Here is a 15,914-nt window from a genome sequence, read left to right as displayed (position 1 = left end):
CCGGCCGCGAAAATCCTTTCACCGTTCCTGCACGCGACGATGGAGAGAATGACTTCGCTTCGCGCAACATTCGAAATTCCATTTCATTGACGATGCGGCGAGCGCGCCGCATGATTTGCGCATCGCATCAACGCGGCGCCGGGAGCGCCGACGGAAAGACATTCTCTCAACGCAGCTCCGTACGGAACATGCGCAACGACATTCGTTGCGCAAACGGCGGAGACGTGCCAGCGCAGGAGCCAGGGCCCGATGAACAACGAGAACAAGCGCGGCGGATCGAGTCTCGACCGTCGCCATCTGCTCCAGGCGGGATTGGCTGCGGCTTTCGCCGCACCGCTCGGTGCGCTCGGCGCACAGGCCTTCGCGCCGCAGCCGATCGGATCCGGCATCGATTTCTCCGAGTTCCCGCTGTGCCGGACGGCATCTGACGCGCCCGCGCTGACGGGTGCCCCGCGTAAGCTAAAGCTGTCGTGGAATGCCGGCGCGGTCTGCCTCGCGCCGCTGCCCGTCGCCATCGAGCACGGCTTCTTCCAGAAGCAGAATCTCGACGTCGAGCTCGTCAATTATTCCGGCTCGACCGACCAGCTCCTTGAAGCGATCGCGACCGGTAAGAGCGATGCCGGTCTCGGCATGGCGCTGCGCTGGCTGAAGCCGCTGGAGCAGGGCTTTGACGTCAAGATCGCCGCCGGCACCCATGGCGGCTGCATGCGCGTGCTGACGCGCACCGATTCCAGCGTGAGCAGGCTCGCCGACCTCAAGGGCAAGATCGTCGCGGTCGGCGATCTCGCCGGTCCCGACAAGAACTTCTTCTCGATCCAGTTGGCAAAGCTCGACATCGATCCGGTCAAGGACGTCGACTGGCGCGCCTATCCCGGCAATCTCCTCAACGTCGCGGTCGAGAAGGGCGAGGTTCAGGCCTTCCTGTCGTCCGATCCGCTCGCCTATCTCTGGCTGAAGGACAGCCAGTACAAGGAAGTCGCCTCCAATCTCGACGGCGAATACCGCGACAAGAGCTGCTGCATCGTCGGCCTGCGCGGCAGCCTGGTGCGCGAGGAGCCGCAGGTCGCCCGTGCCATCACGCAGGCGCTGCTCGATGCCGCGATGTTCACCTCGCAGAACCCGACGGTGGCCGCGAAATCGTTCCAGCCCTACGCACCGAAAGCGGCGACGCTCGCCGATATCGAGGGCATGGTGCGCTACCACACCCACCACCATCATCCCGTCGGCGAAGTGCTGAAGCGCGAGCTCAAGGCCTATGCCGACGACCTGAAGAGCGTGCAGGTCTTCAAGCAGAGCACCGATACTGCCAAATTCGCGGAGCGCATCTATGTCGACGTATTCGCTGTCTGACGGCCTTGCCTCCGGCGCACCACGCCTCGCCCGCGCGCCGCTGCTTGCGAGCTGGGTCCGTGAATCCGGTGTCGGTATTCTTGCCAGCGTCGCCTGGATCGCCTTCGGCCTGTCCTGCCTGTGGTGGGAAGATGTCGGCGACTGGTCGCGCACGCATTCGCTCGGCATCGCCGCCTTCGTCATCGCGGCCGTCGCGCTGTTCGGCACCTTCGGTGCCGACTATCTCGGCTCGGCGGGCAAGGCGTTGCATAAGCGCGCGCCCTGGCTCGTCGCGCTCGGTGCCTTCCTGACCTTGTGGGAAGTCGCCACCGCAAAATTCGCCTGGTTGCCGCTGCCGTTCTTTCCACCGCCGCAGTCGATCATCGAGGTCTATACCGACGATCTGCCCAAGCTGCTCGACAGCGTGTTCGCCTCGGTCAAGCTCCAGCTTGGCGGCTATCTGATCGGCGCCACGATAGGATTCCTGACCGGCGTCTCGATCGGCTGGTCGCGTGCGGTTGGCTATTGGGTGCATCCGGTGCTGCGCTTCATCGGCCCGCTGCCGGCGACCGCCTGGCTGCCGATTGCCTTCTTCACCTTCCCGTCGAGCTGGAGCGCCTCGACCTTCCTGATCGCGCTGGCGACCGGCTTTCCCGTCACCGTGCTGACCTGGTCGGGCGTCGCGAGCGTCAGCAACGCCTATTACGACGTCGCGCGCACGCTGGGCGCAAAGCCGTCCTTTCTGGTGCTGAAGGTGGCGATCCCCGCCGGGCTCCCGCACGTGTTCGTCGGCCTGTTCATGGGGCTCGGCTCGTCCTTCGCCGTGCTCGTCGTTGCCGAGATGATCGGCGTCAAGGCCGGCCTCGGCTGGTATCTGCAATGGGCGCAGGGCTGGGCGGCTTACGCCAACATGTACGCGGCGCTGATCGTGATGTCGCTGCTCTGCTCCGGCGCGATCACGCTGCTGTTTTCGATCCGCGATCGCCTGCTGGTCTGGCAGAAGGGGACCGTGAAATGGTAGCCGCAGCCGCACTGGCCGAAGTCGCCACGCATCCCGCCGCCGGCGCCGCGCTCGACATCGAGCAGGTCAGCCATGCCTTCGACATCGACGGTGCCGAGCTGCCGGTGTTGAGCGACGTCAGCATCTCGGTCGAGCCCGGCGAATTCGTCGCGCTGCTCGGCCCGTCCGGCTGCGGCAAGTCGACCTTGCTGCGGCTCGTTGCCGGCCTCGACAAGCCCAAGGCGGGGACGCTGCGTGAGGACGAGGCCCGCATCACCCGGCCGCATCCCTCGCGCGTGGTCGTGTTCCAGGATCCGACCCTGTTTCCCTGGCGGTCGGTCTGGGACAACGTCGCCCTGGGCCTCGAGGCCCAGGGCATCCTCAAGAGCCAGCGGCAGCGCGTGGATGACGCGCTCGATCTGGTCGGCCTTGCGTCATTCCGCAACGCCTATCCGCACCAGCTCTCCGGCGGCATGGCGCAGCGCGTCGCGCTGGCGCGTGCACTGGTCAACGATCCCAAAATCCTGATCCTCGACGAGCCACTCGGCAAGCTCGACTCGCTCACCCGCATCACCATGCAGGCCGAGATCGTCGCGCTCTGGCAGCGCAAGGGCTTTACCACGTTGCTGGTGACGCACGACGCCGAGGAGGCGCTGGTGCTCGCCAACCGCGTCATCGTCTTCAGCGACCGTCCCGCGCGGGTGAAGGCCGACATCCGCGTCGACCGGCCCTATCCACGCCATCGCGGCGATCCGTATCTGGCCGACCTGCGCCGCCAGATCCTCGGCCTTCTGGGACTGGATGCGACATGGTGACCTCCATAGCCAAAGGCCGCCTGGCTCATAGCGAACCCGACTACGTCGCCCGCGCCGAGGCGCTGGCCGAGGCCTTCGCCGCGCGCGCGGCCGAGCACGACCGCACCGGCAGTTTTCCGTTCGAGAACTTTCGCGAGCTCTCCGAGGCCGGCCTGCTGTCGCTGACGGTTCCCGCAGTCCATGGTGGGGCCGGCGCCGGTGCGCGCTACGCCGCGCGCGTCATCGGCATCATCGGCAAGGCCGATCCGTCGACCGCGCTGGTGCTGTCGATGCACTACATCAATCATCTCGTCATGGCGCGCAGTCCGACCTGGCCCGCCCGGTTGTCGCGCAAGCTTGCGCGTGAGACTGTCGAAGGCCTTGCACTCGTCAACGCGCTGCGCGTCGAGCCCGAGCTCGGCTCGCCTGCGCGCGGCGGCCTGCCGGCGACGATCGCGCGGCGCACCGAGACCGGCTGGCGCCTGACCGGCCACAAGATCTATTCGACGGGATCGCCGATCCTGAAATGGTATCTGGTCTGGGCCCGGACCGACGAGGCGGAGCCGCGGGTCGGACAGTTCCTGCTGCCGGCGGGCCTGCCGGGCACGCGCATCGTCGAGACATGGGACCATCACGGCCTGCGCGCGAGCGGCAGCCATGACGTCATCTTCGACGACGTCGTGATCCCGCTCGATTCCGAGGTCGATGTCCGCAAGCCCGCCGATTGGCGCGGACCTGACGTCACGCAGGCGACCGTGCACACCATCTTCGTTGCCGCGATCTATGACGGTGTCGCCCGCGCCGCGCACGACTGGCTGATCTCGTTCCTGAAGCAACGCGTCCCCGCCAGCCTTGGCGCGCCGCTCGCGACTCTGCCGCGTGCGCAGGAGATCCTCGGCGCCGTCGAGGCCCGGCTCGCGGTCAATGCGCGGCTGATCGCCTCTTTTGCCGGCGATTTCGACGACGGTGTCGAGCTCTCGGCGGCCGAGTCCAATGTGATCAAGCTCACCGTCACCAACAATGCCGTGGCCGCCGTCGAGGACGCGCTGTCGCTCACCGGCAATCACGGCCTCTCTCGCACCAATCCACTGGAGCGGCACTATCGCGACGTGCTGTGCGGCCGCGTGCACACGCCGCAGGACGATTCCACGCGCACCGGCCTCGGCCGCGCCGCACTGGGCCTCTAGCTTTTCCGCAAAACAATCAGGGAGACGATCATGTCGATCGAGTTCATCGGCTTCATCAGCAACAACAATTCGTCCGAAACTGTCGTCCGAGAGGGGCCGGTCCTCAACCCCACCCACATCGAGACGGTGGCCAAGGCGCATGAGAATGCCGGCTTCGATCGTGCGCTGCTGGCGTTTCATTCGACGACGCCGGACGCGCTCCAGGTCGCCCAGCACGTGCTCAACACGACCAGCCGCCTCAACGTGCTGATCGCGCAGCGGCCCGGCTTCACCGCGCCGACACTGCTGGCGCGGCAGTTCGCAGCGCTCGACCAGTTTTCCCGCGGCCGCGTCGCGCTTCACGTCATCACCGGCGGCAACGCCACCGAGCTCCGGCAGGACGGCAACACGCTCGACGACAAGGACGAGCGCTACGCCCGCACCTCCGAGTTCCTCGATGTCCTCAAGCTGGAATGGACCAGCGACAAGCCGTTCACCTACAAGGGCAGGTACTACCAGGTCGAGAATGCCTTCTCGCAGGTGAAGCCGTATCGTCCCGAGGGCATCCGTGTCTATTTCGGCGGCGCCTCGGACGCGGCGATCGACGTCGCCGGCAAGCACGCCGACACCTTCGCGCTGTGGGGCGAATCCTATGCGCAGGTGCGCGACGTCACGTCCCGCGTTCACAATGCCGCGGTCCGGCAGGGCCGGCAGACGCCGCGCTTCAGCCTCTCGGTGCGCCCGATCATTGCGCCCACCGAAAAGCAGGCCTGGGAGAAGGCGGAAGAAATCCTGGCGCGCGCCACTGCGCTTCAGGACAAGACCGGCTATCGCAAGCCCGCCGACGGCCACGCCACCGCCGGTGCGCGGCGCCTGCTCGCGCTCGCCGACCAGGGCAGCCGCATCGACAAGCGGCTCTGGACCGAGATCGCAAAGCTCACCGGCGCCAACAGCAACACCACGGCGCTGGTCGGCACGCCCGAGCAGGTCGCCGAAGTCTTCGGCGACTATTACGACCTCGGCATCAGCCATTTCCTGATCCGCGGCTTCGATCCGCTGATCGACGCCATCGAATATGGCCGCGAGCTGATCCCGCTGACGCGCGAGCTGGTTGCCAAGCGTCAGGTCGCCCGCGGCGAGGCAGCTGAATGATCCGCCTCATGTTGGCCGGCGCGCTGCTGCTCGGTTCGTTGGAACTGGCGGCAGCGCAAACCACGCTCCGCGTCGGCGACCAGAAGGGCAATGCGCAGGCTGTGATGGAAGCGGCAGGCCAGCTCAAGGATGTCCCCTACAAGATTGAGTGGAAGGAGTTTCCGGCCGCCGCACCGCTGCTGGAGGCGCTCAGCGCCGGCGCGATCGAGACCGGCCTCGTTGGTGACGCGCCCTTCACCTTCGCTGCCGCCTCCGGCGCGCCGGTGAAGGCGATCGCCGCGATCCGGCAGACGCGCGAGGGGCTCGCCATCCTGGTGCCCGAGAATTCGCCGATCAGGAGTTTTGCCGACCTCCGCGGCAAGAAGATCGCAACCGGCCGCGGCTCGATCGGCCATCAGCTGATCCTGGCCGCGCTGGAGAAAAGCGGCTGGAGTGAGAGCGACGTGCAAATCGCGTTCCTCGCGCCCTCGGATGCCAAGATCGCCTACACGCATGGCTCCGTGGATGCGTGGTCGACCTGGGAGCCTTATGTGAGCCAGGAAGAGGTACTGTTCAAATCGCGCCGCATCATCACCTCGGAGGGCCTGACGCCGGGCCTGAGTTTTCAGGTGGCGCGGCCCGACGCTATCAGGAACAAGCGTGCCGAACTGACCGACTTCATCCGCCGCCTCACCGCCGCGCGGGCGTGGTCGCTGAACAACGTTGATAGCTATGCCGCGACCTGGGGCAGGCTGATGAACATCCCGACCGCCGTGCCGCTAAACTGGCTGTCGCGTGCAAAAATCCGCATCGCGCCAATCGACGACGGCGTGGTCGCGGACGAGCAGGGCACGATCGATTTGTACCTCCGCTGGGGTCTGATCAAGCAGAAGCTCGATGCGGCGGAGATCGTCGACCGCTCCTTTGCGGATGCGATCGCGAAGGCGGGGCTGTAGCTGCTAGGCACACTCGCGTGTCCTGGACGCGCTCTGGCGTGAAGTGCTGCACCGGCGTCATTCCGGGGCGCGACGAAGTCGCGAGCCCGGAATCCATTGATCTACAAAGATTGCGGCCCGATGGATTCCGGGCTCGCCCTGCGGGCGCCCCGGAATGACGGCGGCGGGGTACGAGAGTTGACGAGGCCCTCAAGCATCCGTGAAGCGAGAAGAACGTAGCCAGAGCGACCGCCGTTCTCGACAGATTCGTTCTGCGTTCCCTCCGCTTAACAACAGCTGCATTGCTATTTGCGTCACCTCCCTTGCGGCGCGCTCTACCCCGTCAAAAATCAATCCCACGACCACATCGGGAGACCGGCCATGGGCCTGCAAGAAACAAGAATCGAATCGCTTCCCTTCGTCACCGCCGAACTCAACTATCTCGCGCCGATTTCAGGCAAGCCGCGCACCTACGCGTTCGATCCGCCGCCGGGCGAGCCGAAGAGCACGTCGCTGCCGGAGCCGCATCAGGTGCCGATCTTCGACGCGCGGCTGATCGCGAACAATATCTCGCTCGACCGCGAAGGCTTTGCGCTGGTGCGCCATCCGACCCAAGTGAAGGACTTCTACAACGACGAGGAGGTGAGGGCGGTCTACTATCCCGCCGTCGAGGCCTTTTTGCGGGCGACCTTGAAGGCCGATCGCGTCGTCATCTTCGACCATACCGTGCGCAGGCGCGTCGAGGGCGCCCCGGATATTCGCGATGGTGGCCCGCGTCGGCCGGCGACGCGTGTCCATGTCGACCAGACCGCCGTCTCCGGCGCCAACCGCGTGCGCGAGCATCTGCCTGACGAGGCCGACGAGCTTCTGAAGGGGCGTGTGCAGGTGATCAATCTCTGGCGGCCGATCCGCGGCCCCTTGCGCGATTCACCGCTGGCGATGGCCGACGGCACCACGGTGGCGCCTGAGGATCTCATCGCCTCCGACCTGATCTATCCCAATCGCCGCGGCGAGACCTATTCGGTGAAATACAATCCGAACCACCGCTGGTTCTATTTCCCGGAGATGACGCCGGACGAGGCGCTTCTGCTCAAGTGCTACGATTCCGCAACGGACGGCCGCACCCGCTTCGGGCCGCATACCGCCTTTGTCGATCCGACCACGCCCGCCGATGCGCCGCCACGTGAGAGCATCGAGCTGCGCACGCTGGTGTTCCACAAACAGTAACAATGTGTGATGGCACTGCCGGGGTGACCCGGCAGTGTTCCCGGAACTTAGGGGAACAAGGCGACGTTTGCAGCGCGGGGCAGGGTCAACCGGGGAGCGGTGCCGTGCGAGCGCTGACCACTTTATTGTTTTGTCTTGCCACATTTTCTCTGGCGCATGCCGAAAGCGGACTTGCCTCATATTACGGGTACGGAAAAGGCAAAGGCGCCGACCTGACCTGCGCCCACCGCACGCGCCCGTTTGGCAGCGTGCTCAGGGTGTCCTACGGCGGCCGCTCGATCCAGTGTCGCGTCAATGATCGCGGCCCGTTCATCCGCGGCCGTATCGTCGATCTCTCGGTGCCCGCCGCCCGCGCGCTCGGCATGATGAGCGCGGGCGTGGTGCGCGTCTCGGTGGAATAGGGCTCCAGGCGCGCTATAGTGCCGCCCAAAGCAGGGGGGCGCTATGGCCAGGATCAGGGTGGGACTCGTCGGCTGCGGCTTCGTGTCGGAGCTGCACATGTATGCGTTCCGGCGCGTCTATGGCGTGGACGTCGAGGTCGCGGCGGTGGCTGCGCGCGGCGAGAAGGTCGTCGCGTTCGCCCAGCATCACAATATCCCGCGTGTTTATCGGAGCTTCGCCGAGCTGATCGCGGACGGCGAGCTCGATGTCATCGACATCTGCACGCCGCCGAACCTTCATGCGGAGATGATCGTCGCCAGCATGCAGGCCGGCAAGCACGTGATCTGCGAAAAGCCGTTCGCCGGCTATTTCGGCCGCGAGGGCGACACGCAGCCGATCGGCAAGCACGTGCCGAAGGCGCTGATGTATGAGCGCGTGATCGAAGAGATGGACAGGACGCGCGCCGCGATCGAGCGCACCGGGAAACTCTTCATGTACGCCGAGGACTGGATCTACGCGCCGGCCGTGACCAAGACCGCCGAGATCATCAAGGCGACCAAGGACAAGATCCTGTTCATGAAGGGCGAGGAGAGCCATTCCGGCTCGCACGCGGCCCACGCCGCGCAATGGGCGATGACCGGCGGCGGCTCGCTGATCCGCATGGGCTGCCATCCGCTCTCCGCCGTGCTCTATCTCAAGCAGGTCGAGGCCAGGGCGCGCGGTGAAATCATCCGCGTCGCCAGCGTCACCGGCGATGTCGGCAACGTCACCGCTGGCCTGAAGCCGGAGGAGCGCACCTACATCAAGGCCAACCCCGTCGATGTCGAGGATTGGGGCACGCTGACGGCGACGTTCTCCGACGGCACCAAGGCCACCGTGTTCTCCGGCGACATGATCATGGGCGGCGTGCGCAACCTGATCGAGACCTATACGAGCGGCGGCTCGCTGTTCGCCAACATCACCCCGAACACGCATCTGGTGAGCTACCAGACCTCCGAGGAGAAGCTCGCAAACGTCTACGTCACCGAAAAGGTCGACCGCAAAACCGGCTGGCAATATGTCTGCCTCGAGGAGGAGTGGACGCGCGGCTATTTGCAGGAAATCCAGGACTTCATGGAATGCGCCGCGACCAGCCGGCAGCCGCTGTCGGACCTCGCACTGGCCTACGAGACGATCAAGGTGAACTACGCGGGGTATTGGGCCGCGGAAGAGGGACGGCGGGTGGTGTTGTAGGGGAGATCGTTACCGCGGCGGGACGGAGCTCCCTCGCCCCGCTTGCGGGGCCGCGACGAGCTTCGCTCGCGCTGAGAGGGTTGGGGTGAGGGGGAGTCTCCGCGGGGACTGTGACAGCGGAGTTCGCGGAGACTCCCCCTCACCCGGAATCCGCGCGCATCGCGCGTATTCCGGCCTCTCCCCGCAAGCGGGGAGAGGCGAAGAACCCCCTCACGCCCCGTAGGTCGAGCCCTTCGGCAGGGGAAACACCGGGTCCTGGGTGCGGATGTTCGTCGGCCACACCACCGAGATGTGCTCGCCGGCGTTCTGCATCACGACCGGCGTCGAGCGTTCGTTCTGGCCGGAGAGCGGCGTGCCCGGCGGGAAGAACTTTACCCCATAGCCCTGGATGGTGCCGCCGGCGGGGATGTCGACGTCGAGCGCGGCCTTGCGGATCGCCTCGGGCTCGAAGCTGCCGTACTTTTCCTTGGCGACCGGCAGCACGTTGTTGAGCAGCACCCAGGTCTGGTTGAAGCCCATCGAGCAGTGCGGCGGCACGTCGGTGGCGCCGGTCTTGGCCTTGTAGCGCGTGACCATGGCGTTGGTCAGATCGCCGATACCCGGTGCGAGCTTTGCCGGATCGAGCAATTGCGCCGGCACGGGATCGATGTTGCAGAAATTGTCGATGTCGGGACCAAAAGTGGCGCGCAGCTTGTCGAGCTGGCTGTAGCCGGCGCCGGCGCCGAACAGCATCTTGAAGCGCAGTCCGCTCTCGCGCGCCTGGCGCAGGAACAGGGTGATGTCGGGGTTGTAGCCCGCATGAGAGATCACGTCGGTCTTGGCGCGCTTGATCTTGGTCACCAGCACCGAGAGGTCGGGCGCGGAGGCCGAATAGCCCTCACGCAGCACCACCTGGATGCCGGCCTCCTTGGCGTAGGCCTCGTCGGCGGCGGCGACGCCAACACCGTAGGGGCCGTCCTCATGGATCAGTGCGACCTTGACCTCCTTGGGATCCATTCCGAGTTTTGCTTTCGCATGCTCGGCGAGGAACCCGGCAAAAGCCTGGCCATACTGGTCGGAATGGATCTGCGCGCGAAACACGTATTGCAGGTTCTTGTCCTTGAACACGGCGGTCGAGACCGCGGTCGTGATCCAGAGGATCTTCTTCTGCTGCTCGACCTTCGCCGCGAGTGGCACCGCATGCGAGCTCGCATAGACGCCGTTGATGATGTCGATCTTCTCCTGGCTGATCAGGCGTTCGGCCTCGTTGATCGCAACGTCGGGTTTGCTCTGGGAATCCGCAGCGACTGGAGCAATCTTGGTCTTGCCGCCGATGCCGCCTTTCTCGTTGACGAGATCGATCGCGATCTGCGCGCCGATTGACGAGGCGACCGAGCCGCCGGCGGCGAACGGGCCGGTGAGGTCGTAGATCAGGCCGATGCGCAATGTCTCGGCTTGCGCCTGGGCCCTTGTCCAATCGAGGCTGAGTGCGGCGGCGGCAGCCGCCGAGCTCTTCAGCAACTGCCTGCGTGAAGTCGGCATCCTATCCTCCCTCAAGACCGTCTTATGATTGGTTGTTATCTTTTTGCGAAGTATGGGGAGGGGGACGGCGGAAAGTCAACATCGCCCAAGGTCGATACGCGGTGCGCCGCCGCACAACGCATCTGCGAAAGACAGCAAAAAGCCCACCGCTCCCCGCGGAGCGATGGGCCTGATGCCGGTGCGAGCCGGTTACTGCGACAGCTTCACGAAGTTCGGAAACTTCAGCTTGCCTTCCGCGATCTTCTCGGGCCAGACCACGACCTGCTTGGAGTCCTGCCACTGGAAGACGAGACCGGTCACGGCGCCGGGGCCGGACTTGATGCCGTGGGTGAACTCGTCGTCCTTGCCGTAGAACTGGATGCGGCCGATCGTGCCCTCGTAATCGGTCTTCTCGATCTCGGCGACCATCTTGTCGGGATCGGTCGAGCCCGCGCGCTTGATCGCCTCGGTGATGAAGTAGACCTCGTCATAGGCCGTGTAGCCGGTATAGGCCGGCGGCGAGCCGAACTTGGCCTTGAAGGCGGCCGCGAACGGCTTCGTCTTCGAGGTCACGGCGACATCCGGAGTGGCCACCGCCAGCGACGGGATGCCGTCGGCGGCGCCATTGGTGTCCTTCCAGAAGGTCGGGCTCAGCGCCTGCGCGCTGATGCCGAACATCGGGATCGGCACCTGCTGGTTCTTCCACTGCACCGTCGGCTGCACGCCGACATGCGAGATGCCGGTCACGATCACGTCGGGCTTCTTGCCTTCGATGTTGTTGAAGATCGGCGTGAAGTCGGTGGTATCCGGCGAGAAGCGCACGTGCTCGACGACCTTCAGCCCGGCCTTGGGCAGGCACGCCTCGTAGCCGACGTCGAGCGGCTTGGTCCAGGCCGCGTCCTCGCTCATGATCGCGACCGTCTTGAACTTGAGCTTGTCGACGAGCAGGTCCTTGGCGGCGTCGCAGACGAGCTGGGCCTGCGCCGCCGACGTCAGATAGCCGTGGAAGGTGTACTTGTTCTTCTCATAGTCGTTGTGGATTGCCTTGGTGATCTCGTTCGAGGCGGCGCCGGGGGTGATCAGCGGCATCTTCAGCCGCGCCGCCCAGGGCTCGAGCGCCAGCACGACCTCGCTGATATAGCTCGCGATCACGGCGGAGACCTTGTCCTCGCTCACCGCGCGCTGGAACGCTCGCACCGAGTCGGCCGAGGAGCTCTTGTTGTCGTAGGTGACGATCTCGATCTTGCGGCCGAGGATGCCGCCCTTGGCGTTGATCTCGTCGGCGGCGATCTGCGCGCCGCCCGGCGTCGCGGCGCCCGCGATCGACTGCACCTCGGCGATCACGCCGATCTTGATCGGATCGTTCGACTGCGCGTAGGCGGGCGCGGCGAGGCAGAGCGCCAGCGCGGAGGCGAGGAAGCTGCCGCTCAGGATGGTCGATGGTCGCATGGTCGTTTCCCTTCTATGCTTTTTTGTTGATGTTGACGGACTTAAAGAAAATCGGCGCCGGCTTCGCTGGCGAAGCGGCCGGGATCGCCCTCCCAGACGATCCTGGCGTGTTCGAGCACATAGACGCGATCGGCGTGCGGTAGCGCGAAAGTGACGTTCTGCTCGCCGAGCAGCACCGTGATCGACGTGGTCTGCCGCAGCTTCGTCAGCGCCTTGGACAATTGCTCGAGGATGACGGGGGCAAGGCCCAGCGTCGGCTCGTCCAGGATCAGGATCTGCGGCTGCATCATCAGGGCGCGGCCGATCGCGAGCATCTGCTGCTCGCCGCCGGACAGCGTCTGCGCCATCTGGCCCTGGCGCTCCTTCAGGATCGGGAACAGCTCGAACAGCCAGGCGAGCTGCGCCGCGCGCTTGTCGTCGGACAGATGCTGGCCGCCGAGATCGAGATTTTCGCGTACGCTCATCTCGCCGAACAGCTCGCGCGATTCCGGGCACTGCACGAGACCGCTGCGCGCGATCCTGGCCGGGCTCGTGCCGCGCAGCCTGTCGCCGCCGCGCACGATCTCGCCGCTATAGGGCAGGAAGCCGGAGATGGTGTTGAACAGCGTGGTCTTGCCGGCGCCGTTGAGGCCGACGACCGAGACGAACTCGCCTTCGTGGACGTGGATCGAGACGTTGTCCAGCGCCTGCGCCTTGCCGTAGAACACGCTGACATTCTCGACCTGGAGCAGCGGCACCTTGTCCTTGAAGCTGGTCTCGGGCCGCGCATGGGTCTCGATGGCGCCGCCGAGATAGACCCGTCGCACCGTCTCGTTCTTCATGACGTCCTCGGCCTTGCCGGTGACGATCTCCTCGCCGAGATACATCGCGAGCACGCGGTCGACCAGCGCTGCGACGCTCTTGACGTTGTGGTCCACCAGCATCACCGCGCGGCCGTCGTCGCGGAAGCTGCGGATCAGGTCGGAGAAGATATCGACCTCGGCCCGCGTCAGCCCGGCAAAGGGCTCGTCCACCAGTACGACTTTTGGATCGCGGGCGATAGCCTTGGCGAGCTCGAGCCGGCGCAGATCAGCGAACGGCAGCGTCGGCGGGCGGCGGTTCATGACGTTGCCTAAGCCCACGCGGTCGGCGATCCACTTGGCGCGCTCGACCAGCGCCTTGTCCGGAAACAGCATGAACAGGCTGTCCGGCAGCAGCGCCACCATGATATTCTCCAGCACGGTCTGCCGGTTCAGCGGCCGCGAGTGCTGGAACACCATGCCAAAGCCCTTGCGCGCGATCTTGTGCGCGGGGAGGCCCGCGACGTCCTCGCCCTCGAAGACCACTTCGCCCGAGGTCGGGCGCTCGATGCCCATCACGCTCTTCATCGCGGTCGACTTGCCGGAGCCGTTCGGCCCGATCAGGCCAAAGATCTCGCCGCTGTTGACCTCGAAGCCGAGGTTCTTCACCGCGGTCAATCCGCCGAAACGCTTGGTCAGGCCGCGGACTTCCAGCACGGCCCGGTTTGAAAGCCTCATATCCATCACGAACGAGCCTCGCGCGAGAGGGCCGCTCCGAGGAAGCCGCCGGGGAAGAACAGCACGACGAGCAGCGCGACCGCCGAGACGATGAAGGTTGCAAGCTCGCCGGTGGGCCTCAGGAATTCCCCGGCGACGATCAGGAAGATCGCGCCCAGCGCCGCGCCGAGCACGGTGCGCCGGCCGCCGAGCACGGCCGAGACGATCACGTTCACGCCGACCGCGACGTCGACGACGGTGCCGACCGAGGCGGTGCCGAAATAGAACACCAGGAGCGCACCCGACAGCCCGGAGAAGAAGGCGCTGACGATGAAGGCGGCGAGCTTGTGCTTGACGATGTTGAAGCCGAGCGCGCCGGCCTGCACCGGATCCTGGCCGCTCGCCTGCAGCACGAGGCCGATCGGCGATTGCGACAGGCCGTAGAGGATCGCGGCCGAGATGGTCATGAAGCCGAGCGCGATCCAGTAATTCGTGCCGGCATTGATGCTGATGACGTCGGGGATGGTGAGCCCGATCTCGCCGCCGGTGAGGTCGGCGAACACCACGATGAAATTTTGCAGCATCAAGACTGCGACCAGCGTGGTCAGGCCGAAATAGGGCCCGCGCACCCGCAGTGCCGGCAGCGCCAGCACCAGGCCGGCGATGACCGAGGCAAGCGCGCCGAGCACGATGCAGAGATAGACCGACCAGCCGAACTGGGCGTTGAGGATGCCGGCGGTGTAGGCGCCGACGCCGATCAGGAAGGTCGGACCGAAATTGACCTCGCCGGCGAAGCCGAACAGCAGGTCCCAGGCCATCGCGAACACGCCGAAATAGAAGGCGACGGTCAGCAGGCCCAGCACGTAGCCGGAGACATAAAGCGGCAGCGTCGCCGCGATCACGACCAGCGCCAGCGAGACGAAGAACAGGCGCGAAGTGAAGAAGGTGGACATCTCAGCGCCTCCCCAGAAGGCCCTGGGGCCGGATGTACATCACGAACACGAGCAGCAAGAGCGCCGGAATGGTGCGATAGGCCGGCGAGACCAGATAGGCCGTCAGCGTTTCGAGATAGCCGACCACGAAGGCCGCGATCAGAGAGCCCGAGACACTGCCGAGCCCGCCGAGCACGACGATCGAGAACGCGCTCGCCGTCAGAGGGCCGACGCTGTAGGAGCTGACGCCGAGGAACATGCCGAGCAGCACGCCGGCGATGCCGGCGAGGATGCCGTAGATCGCCCACACGACGATGTAGATGTTGGTGAGCTCCAGCCCGAGCAGCGTGACGCCGCGCGGGTTCATCGAGGCCGCCAGCACCGCCTTGCCGGTGCGGGTGCGGTTCACGAGCAGCCACAGCAGCGCGATGACGAGGCAGCAGACGATCGCGGTGAAGATCTCGTTCTTCGGCGTGCGCACGCCGAGGATCTCGACGACGCCTTCGACGATCGGCAGCACGGTCTTGGCGTTGTTGGTGAAGAAATAGGCGATCAGCTCCTGGATCATGATGCCCCATAGCAGCGTGCCGGTAAGGACGAAGATTTCCTTCTCCTCATTCGGAATGCGCCGGGAATCCTGGATCGGCTTCACCACGGCGAAATAGGTGGCGAAGGCCGTAAGGAGGGCGACCGCGACCCCGATCAGCGCGCCGGCATAGGTGCCGACGTTCAGGATGCTGGCGGCGGCCCAGGCGGCGACGGCTGCCGCCACCATGATGGCACCGTGGGAGAGGTTGAGCACGCCGGAGACGCCGAAGATCAGCGTGAAGCCGGTGGCACCGAGAGCGTAGAGAGCGCTGATGGCAAAGCCATCGATCAGGATCTGGAAAGCTCGCATTGATGATTGGCCGGGCAGACGAGCTGCCTCCTTTAGGGAAGGTGCTGTATGGAGCGCATGTGAACGCTTCCGAGCTCACGCCCGGAGAGCAGTCCCGATCAGCCTGTGATGGGTTTGATGAGGCTGGGAAGCCAGACGTCGGCCTTTGCAACGTCCTTCGGCGCGCCGGCCGTGGCCGTGTCGCGCGCCAATTGCAATGCAACAGAGAGTCGTTTCTTCATGTTGTTCTCTCCCTTTGAACAGGCCTCTTGTGAGCCATTGTGTCGCGACTATACCGGCCGAGACTTCCCCGGCAAGTGAAACTGCGTTCAGGATTATGAGAGAGGACTAAAGTCTAGCGCTGCGTAAATTGCAGGCAAAAGAGGCGTGAGACACTGATCCTGCCGCAGGCATGCAGATTCCGTCGGCGGGCATGCGTGAGTATCAAAGGCTGAGAGCAATCG

Annotated in this window: 15 protein-coding genes; 9 read left to right on the top strand and 6 right to left on the bottom strand. The window is 65.3% G+C overall.

What is annotated here, in order from left to right:
• Positions 1-249 precede the first annotated feature (249 nt).
• From WN73_RS01615 to WN73_RS01575, 9 genes are all read left to right on the top strand, one after another.
• A complete protein-coding gene (locus WN73_RS01615; protein ID WP_271551275.1) occupies positions 250-1,350 on the top strand; it encodes an ABC transporter substrate-binding protein in 1,101 nt (366 codons plus the stop codon).
• Entirely contained in the window at positions 1,328-2,350 is a 1,023-nt protein-coding gene (locus WN73_RS01610) for an ABC transporter permease (protein ID WP_271551274.1), read from the top strand. Before WN73_RS01615 ends, WN73_RS01610 begins: the two co-directional genes overlap by 23 nt.
• Entirely contained in the window at positions 2,344-3,144 is an 801-nt protein-coding gene (locus tag WN73_RS01605; RefSeq protein WP_011089193.1) for an ABC transporter ATP-binding protein, read from the top strand. The genes WN73_RS01610 and WN73_RS01605 overlap by 7 nt, the downstream gene beginning before the upstream one ends.
• Positions 3,138-4,310: an acyl-CoA dehydrogenase family protein gene (locus tag WN73_RS01600; RefSeq protein ID WP_271551273.1), complete on the top strand. Its 1,173-nt coding sequence runs from the start codon at positions 3,138-3,140 to the stop codon at positions 4,308-4,310. The genes WN73_RS01605 and WN73_RS01600 overlap by 7 nt, the downstream gene beginning before the upstream one ends.
• 30 nt (positions 4,311-4,340) lie before the next feature.
• Positions 4,341-5,441, top strand: coding sequence for an LLM class flavin-dependent oxidoreductase (locus WN73_RS01595; RefSeq protein WP_110117019.1), 1,101 nt, complete (start codon positions 4,341-4,343; stop codon positions 5,439-5,441).
• Entirely contained in the window at positions 5,438-6,376 is a 939-nt protein-coding gene (locus tag WN73_RS01590) for an ABC transporter substrate-binding protein (RefSeq protein ID WP_060908529.1), read from the top strand. Before WN73_RS01595 ends, WN73_RS01590 begins: the two co-directional genes overlap by 4 nt.
• Before the next feature lie 360 nt (positions 6,377-6,736).
• The gene (locus tag WN73_RS01585) at positions 6,737-7,582 is read left to right on the top strand and encodes a CmcJ/NvfI family oxidoreductase (protein ID WP_271551271.1); all 846 of its coding nucleotides are present in this window, start codon (positions 6,737-6,739) and stop codon (positions 7,580-7,582) included.
• Positions 7,583-7,686: 104 nt separating this feature from the next.
• A complete protein-coding gene (locus tag WN73_RS01580; protein ID WP_060908527.1) occupies positions 7,687-7,983 on the top strand; it encodes a septal ring lytic transglycosylase RlpA family protein in 297 nt (98 codons plus the stop codon).
• A 43-nt stretch (positions 7,984-8,026) separates the two neighbouring features.
• Positions 8,027-9,196, top strand: a complete 1,170-nt coding sequence (locus WN73_RS01575; protein WP_271551268.1) for a Gfo/Idh/MocA family protein — start codon at positions 8,027-8,029, stop codon at positions 9,194-9,196.
• A 210-nt stretch (positions 9,197-9,406) separates the two neighbouring features.
• On the opposite strand, the gene WN73_RS01570 is transcribed toward WN73_RS01575, so the two are convergent.
• The 6 genes from WN73_RS01570 to WN73_RS01545 form a co-directional block, all read right to left on the bottom strand.
• Positions 9,407-10,717 (bottom strand): ABC transporter substrate-binding protein, encoded by a 1,311-nt coding sequence (locus WN73_RS01570; protein WP_271551267.1) that lies wholly within the window; start codon positions 10,715-10,717, stop codon positions 9,407-9,409.
• A 189-nt stretch (positions 10,718-10,906) separates the two neighbouring features.
• Complete coding sequence (locus WN73_RS01565) at positions 10,907-12,145, bottom strand: ABC transporter substrate-binding protein (RefSeq protein ID WP_271551265.1); 1,239 nt, start codon at positions 12,143-12,145, stop codon at positions 10,907-10,909.
• 41 nt (positions 12,146-12,186) lie between these two features.
• Positions 12,187-13,668 carry an ATP-binding cassette domain-containing protein gene (locus WN73_RS01560; RefSeq protein ID WP_161533779.1) on the bottom strand — a complete coding sequence of 494 codons (1,482 nt, stop codon included), beginning with the start codon at positions 13,666-13,668 and terminating at the stop codon, positions 12,187-12,189.
• Positions 13,668-14,594 carry a branched-chain amino acid ABC transporter permease gene (locus tag WN73_RS01555; RefSeq protein WP_011089184.1) on the bottom strand — a complete coding sequence of 309 codons (927 nt, stop codon included), beginning with the start codon at positions 14,592-14,594 and terminating at the stop codon, positions 13,668-13,670. The genes WN73_RS01560 and WN73_RS01555 overlap by 1 nt, the downstream gene beginning before the upstream one ends.
• A gap of 1 nt (position 14,595) precedes the next feature.
• Positions 14,596-15,471, bottom strand: a complete 876-nt coding sequence (locus tag WN73_RS01550) for a branched-chain amino acid ABC transporter permease (protein WP_110117013.1) — start codon at positions 15,469-15,471, stop codon at positions 14,596-14,598.
• Positions 15,472-15,569: 98 nt separating this feature from the next.
• Positions 15,570-15,692, bottom strand: a complete 123-nt coding sequence (locus tag WN73_RS01545) for a hypothetical protein (protein ID WP_256380425.1) — start codon at positions 15,690-15,692, stop codon at positions 15,570-15,572.
• Positions 15,693-15,914 lie beyond the last annotated feature (222 nt).

Source organism: Bradyrhizobium sp. CCBAU 45394 (genome assembly GCF_028128655.1).
GTDB lineage: Bacteria > Pseudomonadota > Alphaproteobacteria > Rhizobiales > Xanthobacteraceae > Bradyrhizobium > Bradyrhizobium diazoefficiens.
The sequence above is the reverse complement of the archived record's forward strand: the minus strand, read 5'-3'. Positions and strand labels throughout refer to the sequence as shown.